Source organism: Lacrimispora brassicae (assembly GCF_054772055.1).
The window spans coordinates 38,090-50,211 of sequence record NZ_BRYH01000031.1; the positions used below are offsets into that span (position 1 = coordinate 38,090).

General features: G+C 44.2%; 13 protein-coding genes and 1 other annotated feature. Of the genes, 1 reads left to right on the forward strand and 12 read right to left on the reverse strand.

Annotated elements, in window-relative coordinates; translation table 11 throughout:
• Positions 1 to 5: 5 nt before the first annotated feature.
• The 6 genes from ACYVD3_RS15795 to infC form a co-directional block, all read right to left on the reverse strand.
• Complete coding sequence (locus ACYVD3_RS15795; RefSeq protein ID WP_460643554.1) at positions 6 to 176, reverse strand: hypothetical protein; 171 nt, start codon at positions 174 to 176, stop codon at positions 6 to 8.
• 447 nt (positions 177 to 623) lie between these two features.
• Positions 624 to 878 (reverse strand): hypothetical protein, encoded by a 255-nt coding sequence (locus tag ACYVD3_RS15800; RefSeq protein WP_460643439.1) that lies wholly within the window; start codon positions 876 to 878, stop codon positions 624 to 626.
• Positions 879 to 1,790: 912 nt separating this feature from the next.
• Positions 1,791 to 2,321 carry a GNAT family N-acetyltransferase gene (locus ACYVD3_RS15805; RefSeq protein WP_460643440.1) on the reverse strand — a complete coding sequence of 177 codons (531 nt, stop codon included), beginning with the start codon at positions 2,319 to 2,321 and terminating at the stop codon, positions 1,791 to 1,793.
• A 251-nt stretch (positions 2,322 to 2,572) separates the two neighbouring features.
• Complete coding sequence (gene rplT, locus ACYVD3_RS15810; RefSeq protein WP_460643441.1) at positions 2,573 to 2,929, reverse strand: 50S ribosomal protein L20; 357 nt, start codon at positions 2,927 to 2,929, stop codon at positions 2,573 to 2,575.
• A gap of 29 nt (positions 2,930 to 2,958) precedes the next feature.
• On the reverse strand, positions 2,959 to 3,156 hold the full coding sequence (gene rpmI / locus ACYVD3_RS15815; protein ID WP_013272956.1) for a 50S ribosomal protein L35: 198 nt from the start codon (positions 3,154 to 3,156) through the stop codon (positions 2,959 to 2,961).
• Positions 3,157 to 3,180: 24 nt separating this feature from the next.
• Complete coding sequence (infC, locus tag ACYVD3_RS15820; RefSeq protein WP_460643442.1) at positions 3,181 to 3,678, reverse strand: translation initiation factor IF-3; 498 nt, start codon at positions 3,676 to 3,678, stop codon at positions 3,181 to 3,183.
• A 365-nt stretch (positions 3,679 to 4,043) separates the two neighbouring features.
• Between infC and ACYVD3_RS15825 the strand changes: the two genes are divergently transcribed.
• Complete coding sequence (locus tag ACYVD3_RS15825; protein ID WP_460643443.1) at positions 4,044 to 4,457, forward strand: EamA family transporter; 414 nt, start codon at positions 4,044 to 4,046, stop codon at positions 4,455 to 4,457.
• Between the two features lie 62 nt (positions 4,458 to 4,519).
• On the opposite strand, the gene ACYVD3_RS15830 is transcribed toward ACYVD3_RS15825, so the two are convergent.
• The 6 genes from ACYVD3_RS15830 to ACYVD3_RS15855 all read right to left on the reverse strand — a co-directional run bounded on the left by ACYVD3_RS15830 (position 4,520) and on the right by ACYVD3_RS15855 (position 11,932).
• A complete protein-coding gene (locus ACYVD3_RS15830) occupies positions 4,520 to 4,834 on the reverse strand; it encodes a DUF1540 domain-containing protein (protein ID WP_460643444.1) in 315 nt (104 codons plus the stop codon).
• Positions 4,835 to 5,011: 177 nt separating this feature from the next.
• Positions 5,012 to 6,973, reverse strand: a complete 1,962-nt coding sequence (thrS, locus tag ACYVD3_RS15835; RefSeq protein ID WP_460643445.1) for a threonine--tRNA ligase — start codon at positions 6,971 to 6,973, stop codon at positions 5,012 to 5,014.
• 115 nt (positions 6,974 to 7,088) lie between these two features.
• Positions 7,089 to 7,306: a binding site (T-box leader), on the reverse strand.
• Between the two features lie 66 nt (positions 7,307 to 7,372).
• On the reverse strand, positions 7,373 to 8,284 hold the full coding sequence (locus ACYVD3_RS15840) for an AEC family transporter (protein ID WP_460643446.1): 912 nt from the start codon (positions 8,282 to 8,284) through the stop codon (positions 7,373 to 7,375).
• Positions 8,285 to 8,370: 86 nt separating this feature from the next.
• A complete protein-coding gene (locus tag ACYVD3_RS15845) occupies positions 8,371 to 9,441 on the reverse strand; it encodes a branched-chain amino acid aminotransferase (RefSeq protein WP_460643447.1) in 1,071 nt (356 codons plus the stop codon).
• A 202-nt stretch (positions 9,442 to 9,643) separates the two neighbouring features.
• A complete protein-coding gene (locus tag ACYVD3_RS15850; RefSeq protein WP_460643448.1) occupies positions 9,644 to 10,555 on the reverse strand; it encodes an acetamidase/formamidase family protein in 912 nt (303 codons plus the stop codon).
• A 12-nt stretch (positions 10,556 to 10,567) separates the two neighbouring features.
• Entirely contained in the window at positions 10,568 to 11,932 is a 1,365-nt protein-coding gene (locus ACYVD3_RS15855) for an MATE family efflux transporter (protein ID WP_460643449.1), read from the reverse strand.
• Between the last annotated feature and the right edge of the window lie 190 nt (positions 11,933 to 12,122).

Below are 12,122 nucleotides of genomic sequence, written 5' to 3' on the forward strand. Positions count from 1 at the left end.
GTCAATCATATTCTATCATTTTTTATCTTTTTCTTTCTTATGGCACGGTTATCTTCAGGAATGTGGATATTATCTTTCCTGTGATGGTGCGAACCAAATGGTATGGCCTTCCCCAACGGCACACGGCCATCCAGCTTGTAAATATTGTTCACACTGTTTTCTGAGTTACTTTTCATATCCCTTCTCCTTTTTTGGTATTTCAGCTTTTTGCAAAAAAATGACTCCCGAAGTTAAAAGGAAGATAAACACGCTATCTTTGTAACCCTGACATTTCGGAAGTAGGATAGAGACGCTCAGGCCATTATCCCGGGCATATATAAGACACTATATATAAAATCATTCATTTTTCACATGCTTGTCAATATCTTTTAGGTTAGCTAAATTTTTTCAGATAAATCATTGGTTTTATTGAAATTCCCGGAACAGGATCTTGCGCATTTGCTTCCATCGCCTCCTCTCCCCAATAAAATAGCCCCGCAGACAAATGTCACGGGGCTATTCTATCGTTAAAACTTCTATGGCCTTATCATATTTTTCTGTGGGCAGTCACATCATTAAACGGTTCATATTTCCTAAGATGGTATTCAAACACCTGCAGCAGCGTCATATTCCAAAACGGAAACTTAAGTTTCCTGCATGCTTATTTCTTTTCCTGCATTAATTGCATCCGCAATCATCATCGTTGCGCCAACGGGCAGCACTGTTGCAGCCATCCCGAAAACCTGCACAATAAGCTTCTCTTCTTTCCTTTTCGCATTCGTCTTTTTCTTCTTCGCAATCACATCCGCAATTATTGTTGCAATTATTATTAGAATTACAGCCGCAGTTATTGTTACAATTACGTCTGCAGTTATTATTACATCCGCCCCAAAAACCACTCATATTGACACCTCATTTATTGATTTTATATTTTATTATATGGGACCGCCAGAAGAGATGTGAATGCCGGGAAGTCGCCCTGAGTGCCGGCATTTATATTAAATACCGGCAGGCCATTCAAGGTTGATAGAACTAAAGTGTCTGCCTGTCCCTGGGCCAGTAAAAAGAAAAACCCTGTAATCACCAGGTTTACAGGACATATAAACTCGATTAAGCCACTTTGGATTTATATCTTCATTTTACAGGGGTTCCTGCCGTTTTTGTATATTACAGATATATGGCAGATTTATATATATCCATTTTAATCAGCTTTTTAATAGGAAGGAACTGGTTATTTCTACTATATAAAAGCAGACTCAGAGCACCAGAGAAAAAAGGACCGCAGACTAGAGCAAACAAAATATATTGCAGGTGATAGGTATGGGAGCATTTGGAATAGAGACGGACGCAAAAGATATCAACGGCAGAGAACTCCACGGCAGCCTGTATCATCGCTTGCAAGGCATGGTTTACCGCCAGTTACAGTCTTATTCTCTCAACCCATCCCAATGATCCCGCTTCTTTTGCAGAAGCTCCCGAAGAAACTTCACCCAGGCCTTGGCATCGAAATACTTAATCAAAATCTCTTCGTTTATATCGCTCTCTCTGATACATTTTTATAAATGAATAAAAATACATTATTATGCTTGAAATATGCATTATTATGTGTTATAGTGTATATGAATGTTTAGCCACATTCGTGCAATCTTTGGTAGAGCCTGACTAAATATAGTCAGGCTTTGCTTTTTACCTTCCAGTCCCGCACCTTACTTCGTTCTCTTGTTGATTTTCTTACTCCATCTCCTTACCCAGACAAAAAACTACCAACCCATATTGACAGTTGATAGTTTATGTATTTGTGTTTCCTAAGATCATATTCTTGATCCATGGTTCATTAACTCATAGGACGGATGATACAATCCTGTGGGTTTATAATAATTTTTTCCGATATAATGAAATCCCAGTTTCACCAAGAGCTTTTCTGATGCTTTGTTTTGGGGGTGATGTCCTGCATAGAGCTTACCTGCTCTTAAGATAGTAAAACTGTAATCTATGACGGCTTTCGCAGCCTCACAGGCATATCCCATTCCCCAGTATTTTTTCCGCAGATGAAAACCAATTTCATAGGAATGTGTTTCGGACTTAAAAGGCCGAATTCCGCAGCAGCCAATCAATTCATCTGTAACAAGCTCAAAAACAGGCCAGTACTGTATATGAAATACCTTATCATTATGAATCTCTGTATCTAACCGGTTGATGATATCCTGACTTGTAAGACTTCCGGCAGCACATATAAATTGAGTGACTTCTTTTTCTCCCCATAGCTGAAAAGCCAAATCCAGATCAGCAGCATTCCACCTTGAAAAACCGATTCGTTTTGTTTTCATAAAATACTCTCGCATTTTTATGCCTCCCGCTCTATCAACAATCCTCACCTTATAATACATCGCATTTTGTCAACGATCAATATGGAGTTTCCAATGTGTACTAATACGTTAAATCCTATTTTGCAAATAACCTTAATGGTTTGTCCACTATCATTTTCAAACATTTAAAGAAATAGCATCATTACTTTTCTAATTACCCATTTCCCCTTATTTTCGGACATCAAAAAACCCCGTAAACACAAGGTTTCCGAGGTTTGAATATCCGATTAAGCCACTTTTGCTTTCGCCAGCTCTGCTAACTTAGCGAAGCCTTCTGCGTCATTCACTGCCATGTCAGCCAGAACTTTTCTGTTTAAATCAACTCCAGCTAACTTTAAGCCGTGCATAAATACGCTGTAAGATACGCCGTTGATACGTGCTGCAGCGTTGATACGTGCGATCCATAACTGTCTGAACTGTCTCTTTCTTTCTTTTCTGCCTGCATAGGAGCTTGTTAATGCTCTCATTACTGATTGCTTTGCTACTCTATACTGTTTGGAACGAGCGCCTCTGTAGCCTTTAGCCATCTTTAACACTCTGTTATGTTTTTTCTTAGCGTTCATACCGCCTTTAATTCTTGCCATCGGTTTTTCCTCCTTCTTAACTTAAGATCCTATAAATATGGTAAAATCTTCTTCATTACTTTTGCATTGGTTGCATCCGTAACAATATCTTTTCTAAGGTTTCTTTTTCTCTTAGTTGATTTCTTAGTTAAGATGTGAGATTTGTAAGCTTTATTTCTTACAAGCTTTCCTGTTCCTGTAACTTTGAAACGTTTTGCAGCCGATTTGCTTGTTTTTAATTTAGGCATTGTATTTTCCTCCTTGATAATGTTCTACTGGCGTTTTGCATTTAAAAATATAATCATGCTTCTTCCTTCCACCTTGGCTGGCTTGTCAATGGTCGCGATATCGGCTAACTTCTCAGCGAAATCATCCAGAATATATCTTGACTTTGACATGTGCGCCATTTCACGACCTCTGAAACGTAAGGTTACCTTTACTTTATCTCCCTTTTCGAGGAACTTCCTTGCGGCGCTCATCTTTGTATTTAAATCATTCGTATCAATGTTCGGAGATAAACGAACTTCTTTTACTTCGATTACCTTCTGTTTCTTTTTAGCTTCTTTTTCTTTTCTTGCCAGTTCGTAACGATATTTACCGTAATCGATAATCTTACAAACCGGTGGTTTTGCAGTCGGAGCAATTTTTACCAAGTCGAGCTCTGCTTCCTTTGCAAGCTGTAAAGCGTCTCTGGTAGACATAATTCCCATTTTTTCTCCGTTTTCACCAATCAACAGAACTTCCTTATCTCTGATCTGTTCATTAATCATTAAATCGCTAATTGTCGTGCACCTCCATCATATTGTGTGTGTTGGTCGGAATCCACATTGCTTGCCCATAGGCATAAAAAAAAATAGATAGACAAACGCTATCCACCACCAAAGTCTCTACACAGTACACCTATGTACTAAAGGCTATGAACCAGGGACACTTACTCGTGCCGTGGTGAGGCGGATACCTACTTTCCTGTTTGCTGTTTTCACAACTTCTATCATGATACTATATATTTATCTGTCTGTCAACATATTTTTCCAAAGCACCTCCAACTTTTCCGTTTAAAGTTTTCCTTGCAGCTTTCTATGGTCAGCGCTACAATCATAATATATAATAAAATAAAATTAGCAGGAGGCATTTTATGTGGTTTATTTTAGCTCTTCTTTCTTCCATTTTTGCTGCCTTCACATCCATTCTGGCTAAAATGGGAATCGAAGGAGTCAATTCCAATCTGGCCACGGCCATCCGGACGATTGTCGTGGTGCTGATGGCCTGGATAATCGTTTTTTTCACAGGGGCTCATACCGGACTTTTGGAAATCAGTAAAAAAAGCTGGCTTTTTCTCATCCTGTCCGGCCTTGCTACCGGCCTTTCCTGGATCTGCTATTACAAAGCCCTTCAAATAGGAGAGGCTTCCAAGGTAGTTCCCGTGGATAAGCTGAGCATTGTCCTTACCGTCATTCTGGCCTTTCTCATTCTTCACGAGCAGTTTACCATTAAAAAGCTCATAGGAATCCTTCTGATTACAGCCGGAACCTTTGTCATGGTTTTATGACCGGCAGCCTGCCTAAAATAAAATACGTCAGGAACTCTCCTGGCGCATTTTATTTTACATGCTTATCTGGTTTTAAAGGTTGAGCATTCGGTATGCTCCGATGCACTGGCACCGTCTCCTGCGATTCCGATGTGCTCTGCTGAACAGTGGCGGCCTTCATTGTAAACACAGTTGACAGCCTCGCAGTCCACCTCCAGACGGCTTTCCGGAGTCTTGAATAAGTTACGGAAGGAACCGTCCTTGTTCTCGTCAAAACTTCCGCAGCAAGTATCATAGGTATCCTTTGCCTGGTTCCCTTCTACGATGATGGCAGACTTGCAACAATAATTATCGGAATTGTGAAGACAGCTTGTTACATTACAGTCTAATTTTGTCATGGCTTATTTCCTCCTGGCATTCTTACTTAAGATGATGTTCCAGGACTAGTATGCGCACCGGGGAAGGAAAATATTCTCACAAACATTCCCTCTCCCTTACGGTTCATGCTTTATGAGACGTATCAGTATGACCCAGGGTGTTCCTTCCGTTTTTTCATAAGCCATGACAGTTTCTATTTATTTTGTTTCTTCTGTTACATTTACCTTTTTGATTTCCTTTGTACGGATTTCCCGGCAGATATCATCAATGAAATCGGAAATCGGGCGCTGTCCTTCGTCGCCGTTGAAACGGCTGCGTACAGATACCACACCATCTTCCTCCTCCTTCTGCCCTACTACCAGCATATAGGGAAGCTTTGACAGACGCGCCTCGCGGATCTTGTATCCGATCTTTTCCGCACGTTCGTCGACCGTTGCAAGAATGCCGTTTTCCTTTAACTGAGCCGCAACCTTTCCCGCATATTCATGGTATTTTTCAGAAATAGGAAGAACGCGCACCTGCTCCGGACATAACCAGGTAGGGAATGCTCCTTCGTATTTTTCAATCAGCCATGCCAGGGTCCTTTCATAGCAGCCCATGGACGTTCTGTGGATGATATAAGGACGTTTTTTTGTTCCATCCTTATCCACAAAGGTCATATCAAAGCGCTCTGCCAGGAACATATCAAGCTGGATAGTGATCATGGTGTCTTCCTTGCCGTATACATTCTTTGCCTGAATATCCAGCTTTGGTCCGTAAAATGCCGCTTCTCCGCTAACTTCTGTATACTGGATTCCGATGTGGTCCAGGATCTTGCGCATCATGTCTTCCACTTCATCCCACATTTCCGGTGTACCCAGATAGTGGTCTGCCTTGTTGGGATCCCACTTGGACATCTGGTAGGTTACATCGCCTTCCAGGCCAAGGGTTGTGAGACAGTATTTTGCCAGATCCACGCAGCCCTTAAACTCTTCTTCGATCTGGTCAGGACGTACGATCAAATGGCCTTCGGAAATGGTAAACTGGCGGACACGGGTCAATCCATGCATCTCGCCGGAATCCTCATTGCGGAACAGGGTGGAAGTCTCGCCGTATCTGCATGGCAGGTCACGGTAGGATTTCTGGCTCTGTTTGTAAACATAGTACTGGAATGGGCAGGTCATTGGGCGGAGGGCGAATACCTCATCATCGGTTTCCTCATTTCCCAGAACAAACATCCCTTCCTTATAGTGATCCCAATGGTCGGAAATGATGTATAAATCCTTCTTTGCCATGAGAGGAGTCTTTGTTCTCATATAGCCCCGCTTCTCTTCCTCATCCTCAATCCATCTCTGTAAGGCCTGGACAATCTTTGCACCCTTGGGCATCAGAAGAGGAAGTCCCTGGCCGATTACATCGACCGTAGTGAAAATCTCCAAGTCACGGCCCAGCTTGTTATGATCCCGGTTCTTAATGTTTGCCAGATATTCCAGGTATTCATTCAGCTCTTCTTTCTTGGCAAAAGCAGTGCCATATACACGGGTCAGCATGGCATTTTTCTCACTGCCCCTCCAGTATGCTCCTGAGGAAGAAGTGAGCTTATATGCCTTAATGGATTTTGTGCTCACCAGGTGTGGCCCTGCACAAAGATCGGTAAACTCTCCCTGCCGGTAGAAGGAAATCTCCGCTTCCTCCGGAAGATCCTGGATCAGCTCCACCTTATAAGGCTCGCCCTTTTCCTCCATGAATTTAATTGCTTCTTCCCTTGGAAGGGTAAAGCGTTCAATTTTTGCCCCTTCCTTTATGATCTTCTTCATCTCAGCTTCGATTTTATCCAGATCTTCTCTTGAAAAGGAAGGGATATCGAAATCATAATAAAAGCCATTTTCAATGGAAGGTCCGATTGCAAGTTTTGCCTGAGGATACAGCCTTTTTACAGCCTGTGCCAGGATATGGCTTGCCGTATGGCGGTAAGCGGAAAGACCTGCCGGATCGTTGACAGTGAGAATGCTTAAACCGCAGTCTCCGTCAATAACGGTCCTTAAATCCACAACCTTTCCATCCACCTCGCCTGCACAGGCATTTCTAGCCAGGCCTTCGCTTATATCCGAAGCGATGTCAATCACTGACATTGCATGTTCATATTCCTTGACTGAACCGTCTTTTAATGTAATCTTCATTTACCATCAATCTCCTTTACATATTATTGTGTCATGTTCTGTTGGCAAGGGGTATTTCCCTTTGCTTCATAGTTCGCGGAAATAAAAAAAGCCCCTTTCCATATGTTTCCATACAGAAAGGGACGATTCTATTCAAAAAAATCGCGGTTCCACCCTTTTTGAGTGGACAAAATAAATGTCCAAACCACTTCTTATGACGATAACGGAGTCACCGTTCCCCATTAAGGGACGCTCCAAGCTGGTCTTCTCATATCATTCCTGTAAGACGCTTCCACCAAACGCGCCTCTCTCTGGCCTTTCCTGATATGATACTGGTCTTGTCATTGCTTTCTCAATATTGCTTTATAAGTTTAGATTATAGCACGGTTAAGCAGTTTGTCAAGCGTCATGAAAAAAATTTCATAAAAGGATGATCAGGGCTGCCGTAATCGCAGCTATGCTGACCACGATTGACAGGGAATTGATGGCGCTTGCAGTCTCCACATCTCCCTTTAAGGCTCCGGTAAAGGCAGGGGCCACCGATGACACAGGGCCAAGGGACACAATGGCCAGCGCCCGCCGCACCTCCAGCCCAAAGGGAGTGAGACAATAAAATCCAACTGCCATTAAAACCGCGATAACGTACCGTGCCCCTAATATCCTGAGAATGTGCCCAATCTTTTCCTTTTCCATGCGGATCTCAAAGCCGATGCCAATCATTAAAAGGGCAAGAAACGCATTGGCTCCGCCTGCCGTGTCTGCAAGGCTGATCAGGACAGAAGGCAGCTTTATATTTAATATGCCTAAAACAGTCATAATGACATAGGCATCAAAAGGTACCGAGGAAAACAACTTGAGCACCGCCTTTTTTACGGAAGGCTTTTCTTCCTCTCCTATGACCATGCTGGCCAGTGTATAGGTCATTCCGGTACACATAACGGCATTTCCGGCATCAAACAGGCTTGTGGCCGCAAATCCCATTGGACTTAAAAAACTCTGAACAAAGGGCATAGTAAAGTTTCCCACATTATATCCGGACAGGTTGAGCATTGCAAAAGCCTTTTCTTCCTTTGGCCTTGCAGCATACATCCCATACCCGGCGGCAACGGTCACGCAATTGCACAAAAAACCGATCCCGCATATGAAGAGAATGGAATAATCCATAGTGATCCTGCTGAAATTAGAAACAATGGCCGCCGGAAGAGTGATCTTGATCACGATTCTGGAAACCAGATAAAAATCCTTTGCCTGAAAAAAACCTGCCCGTTTGAGCAGGTACCCCATAATAATAATTGATACAAATGCACCTGCTTTTATCAGTACCGCTGTCATATCAGGCTCCCTTTTTCTTTCTGCTTTTTCTCAAAGCTTCCGGCGGCGCCTTTTCATCAGCTCCGCCGGGTAGGTTTTGTCAGATTTTATTTTACTTCCACGGTCCAGCCTTTTGGCCCTTCTGCCTCCCCAAGCTGGATACCGGTAATGGAATCATAAAGCTTCTGGGTCAGTTCCCCGATCCTTCCGCCTCCCACAGACATTCTGTCTTCCTCAAACCGAAGTTCACCAACCGGGGATATAACGGCCGCCGTTCCTGTTCCAAAACACTCTTCCATTGCTCCGGAGCTTGCCGCAGCAACCACCTCTTCAACGGAGACCTTCCTTTCTTCAACAGCCACACCCCATTTTTTGCACAGGGCAATGACAGAATCCCTGGTAACGCCGGGAAGAATGCTTCCATTTAACTCCGGTGTAATGACCACGCCGTTGATCTTAAAGAAGATGTTCATGGCTCCTACTTCCTCGATGTATTTCCTGTGAACGCCGTCAAGCCATAACACCTGGGAGTAACCCTCGTCATGGGCCTTTACCTGGGAGGCCAGGGAAGCAACGTAATTTCCTCCGGTCTTTGCCTCGCCAATGCCGCCCTTTACCGCTCTCACATATTCATCCTCGATCCAGATCTTAACCGGATCAAGACCGCTGGCGTAATAAGCCCCCACTGGAGATAAAATAATCATGAATTTATAGGTATAGGAGGGCCTGACCCCTAAGAATGGATCGGTGGCAATCACAAAGGGCCTGATATAAAGAGAGGTTCCCGGCTTTGTGGGAATCCAGTCCTGATCCACGCTTACGACCATTTTTAATCCCTCTAAAAATAAATCCTCGGGAATCTCCGGGATGCAAAGCCTGCGGTTGCTCCTGTTGGCACGCTCAATATTCTTATCCGGACGGAACAGCAACACCCTGCCATCCTCTGCCTTGTATGCCTTTAAGCCCTCAAACATCTCCTGTCCGTAATGGAATACCATGGAAGATGGATCCAGTTCCAGCTTGTGATAAGGCACAATCCTGGGGTCATACCAGCCCTTCCCCTCTTCGTAATCCACTTCAAACATATGATCCGTAAATATGGTTCCAAATGTCAACGGGTTATCTTTGCCTGGTTTTTCTTTCGGGCAAGTTGTTTTTTCGATTCTGATTGTCTCCATGTGATACTTCTTCCTTTCCTCCTGAGGTGCCCACGCCGTCTGGGCCGGCCACCCCGCCTCAGCGCACCCCACACCATCGGGTATACCGGGTGTAAAGGGATACCCGGAGGGCGTTCCCCTTACCGGCATATCTGTCAGTTTTTATAATTTGTCTATCATTATCTTCCAAAATACGCTGGCTGTCAAGAAATTTCAGCCTTTTTTACTCTACCGAAATGGAATCAAAACCATAACTTTGAGTTATATGACGAGGCAATTCCATTCTCACCGTTTTCATGGGATTTACTGTCTGACAGATGGCAAGATCCCCGGTCATGGTAAGGAGCATACCGGCCTCTTCATAATCCATCCCCACCTTCTCCTTCATGAAATCATACATCTGTCTGGATGCCGCCCGCCAGGCTTCCTCCACCTGTTCCTTAGATGCGATGGTAATAAGCTTATCCTCTGTCTCGATCATGGGATAGGGAACACAGTTTTTATTTCTCACAACGCTTACCCGGACGATAGCCCGTCCTTCTATTTCCAGGCCGCAGTCCTCCACCTCGCCGTCTCCCATAATGGCGTGAAAATCTCCCATAGACAAAAGAGCTCCTTCCACAAATACAGGCAGATACAGAGATGCTCCTTTTTTTATCTGGGTGCAGTCCATATTTCCGCCATGGTCCATGGGAGTGATGGTGGAAACTCCCTCTCCTGCCGGAGCCACGCCGATGACGCCGATCATAGGCTTTATGGGAATTTTGACCTTTTCATTGAAATAGGCATATCCACCCTTTACAGGCACCCGCCTTAATACCTTGCGGGGAAATTCCTCCTTTTCGCTTCCGCTGCCAGGCCCAAGCATGACAATTCCCACCGGGCCCATTTCAATATCCAGAATATCAATCTTAAGCATGTCTCCAGGCATGGCCCCTTCAATATAGAGAGGCCCTGTTGCAGGATTTCCCGGCTTCCTTACCACATTTTCAAAGGTCGCCTCCTGGGGAAGAAACTGGTTTGTGAAACAGTCATAGGTCTCAAAGGCCACGACCTCTCCTGCCCTGATCCTGTCACAGGGCGGATCCTCCTTTGAAAGTGTATTTGTAATATAATCCCTGGTTATGGTCTTCATAGGTTTCTCCTTTTATTTTTTTCTTTCTTCACTAAGCTCCGGCCATAGAGTAACCAGCATGGTCAAAAAGCAGGCTCCGCCTCCCACGAGATTGGAAACAGGCTCCGCCATAAAAACTCCGGCCGTCCCGTTTCCCATCACGCCGGGAAGGATGAGAATCAGGGGAATCACGATCACAACCTTGCGGAAAATGGAAAAAAACACAGCCTTCTTTGCTTTTCCCAAAGCCACAAACACAGACTGTCCGGCAAACTGCAGGGACATGAAAAAAAAGCCGAAGTAATAGATCCGCATGGCAGGAACACCTGCCTTCAACAGTTCCTCTTCCTGATTGAAAATCCGGATAAAAAACTCCGGAAAGCCGTGAACCAGCCCCCACATGACTGTGGTATATGCGATGGAAACTATCGAGGTAAAAATAATTGCCCGCTTTACCCGGCCATATTTCCCTGCCCCGTAATTATAGCCCATGACCGGCTGGGCACCATTGGTAATACCGCTTACAGGCATGGAAATCACCTCCCGGACCGAATTGATAACGGTCATAACTCCCACATACAGATCGCCGCCATAATGCTGCAGGGAGGCATTATACATAATCTGCACCAGACTGTTGGTAATGGACATGGTAAAGCCTGACATTCCCAGGGCAATAATATCTTTTACCCTGTGCTTCCTCAAACGAAAACCAGAGGTCTTAAGCCTTAAAATGGTTTTCTTTCCTGTCAGGAATTTAACGATCCAGAGAGCAGAAAGAAACTGCGACAATATGGTTGCAAGAGCCGCTCCCCTTACGCCCATATCCAGAACAAAAATAAATATGGGGTCTAAAATAATATTGGCAATTGCCCCTAAAAGAACTGTTACCATCCCCATGGTCCCAAATCCCTGAGAATTGATAAAGCTGTTCATTCCAAGGCCGATCATGACAAAAACATTGCCTAACAGATAAATGCTGATGTACTGATCCGCATAAGGATAGGTCAAGTCGCTGGCGCCAAACAAATACAGCATGGGCTTTTTAAAGGCCAGGCCTAAAACAGTAAGCCCCAGGCCAAAGGCCACCAGAAGGACAAAGGAATTTCCCATGATCACTTCCGCCTCTTTTTCATTTCCCCTCCCTCTCTCAATGGAGCACAAAGGCGCACCGCCCATGCCGAACAAGTTGGCAAAGGCAATGACCACGGAAATGATGGGAAGGCACAGGCCAAGTCCTGTTAAGGCCAGGGTTGCGTTTTCCTGGATTCTACCTATGTAAATTCTGTCTACGATGTTATAAAGCACATTGATGAGCTGGGCCAAAGTCATGGGAACTGCCAGTTTCAATATGTTTTCCACTACATTTCCTTTTGAAAAATCATTCTTTGTATCTGCCATTACTTTGCTGCCCTTCTTCTGATTCTCATTATTTTGGCCTATGAGCCTCGGCCTTAGATGCAGGAATTCTTTTGGCCTTACCTATTAAGCATATCACCTTCCTGGTATTTTTGCATCCGGTTTTTCCCATAAACTTCCTGACTGCAAAATCCATTAAGTTTTAATCCATGCAAAATAGGAAGGCGTCTCA

What these genes read in the sequence shown, in the direction of transcription:
- infC (WP_460643442.1), bottom strand. Translation starts at nt 3,678, where the DNA reads ATGATTAATGAACAGATCAGAGATAAGGAAGTTCTGTTGATTGGTGAA.
- thrS (WP_460643445.1), bottom strand. Translation starts at nt 6,973, where the DNA reads ATGAAGATTACATTAAAAGACGGTTCAGTCAAGGAATATGAACATGCA.
- ACYVD3_RS15845 (WP_460643447.1), bottom strand. Translation starts at nt 9,441, where the DNA reads ATGGAGACAATCAGAATCGAAAAAACAACTTGCCCGAAAGAAAAACCA.
- rpmI (WP_013272956.1), bottom strand. Translation starts at nt 3,156, where the DNA reads ATGCCTAAATTAAAAACAAGCAAATCGGCTGCAAAACGTTTCAAAGTT.
- ACYVD3_RS15840 (WP_460643446.1), bottom strand. Translation starts at nt 8,284, where the DNA reads ATGACAGCGGTACTGATAAAAGCAGGTGCATTTGTATCAATTATTATT.
- ACYVD3_RS15825 (WP_460643443.1), top strand. Translation starts at nt 4,044, where the DNA reads ATGTGGTTTATTTTAGCTCTTCTTTCTTCCATTTTTGCTGCCTTCACA.
- ACYVD3_RS15830 (WP_460643444.1), bottom strand. Translation starts at nt 4,834, where the DNA reads ATGACAAAATTAGACTGTAATGTAACAAGCTGTCTTCACAATTCCGAT.
- ACYVD3_RS15850 (WP_460643448.1), bottom strand. Translation starts at nt 10,555, where the DNA reads ATGAAGACCATAACCAGGGATTATATTACAAATACACTTTCAAAGGAG.
- rplT (WP_460643441.1), bottom strand. Translation starts at nt 2,929, where the DNA reads ATGGCAAGAATTAAAGGCGGTATGAACGCTAAGAAAAAACATAACAGA.
- ACYVD3_RS15795 (WP_460643554.1), bottom strand. Translation starts at nt 176, where the DNA reads ATGAAAAGTAACTCAGAAAACAGTGTGAACAATATTTACAAGCTGGAT.
- ACYVD3_RS15855 (WP_460643449.1), bottom strand. Translation starts at nt 11,932, where the DNA reads ATGGCAGATACAAAGAATGATTTTTCAAAAGGAAATGTAGTGGAAAAC.
- ACYVD3_RS15805 (WP_460643440.1), bottom strand. Translation starts at nt 2,321, where the DNA reads ATGCGAGAGTATTTTATGAAAACAAAACGAATCGGTTTTTCAAGGTGG.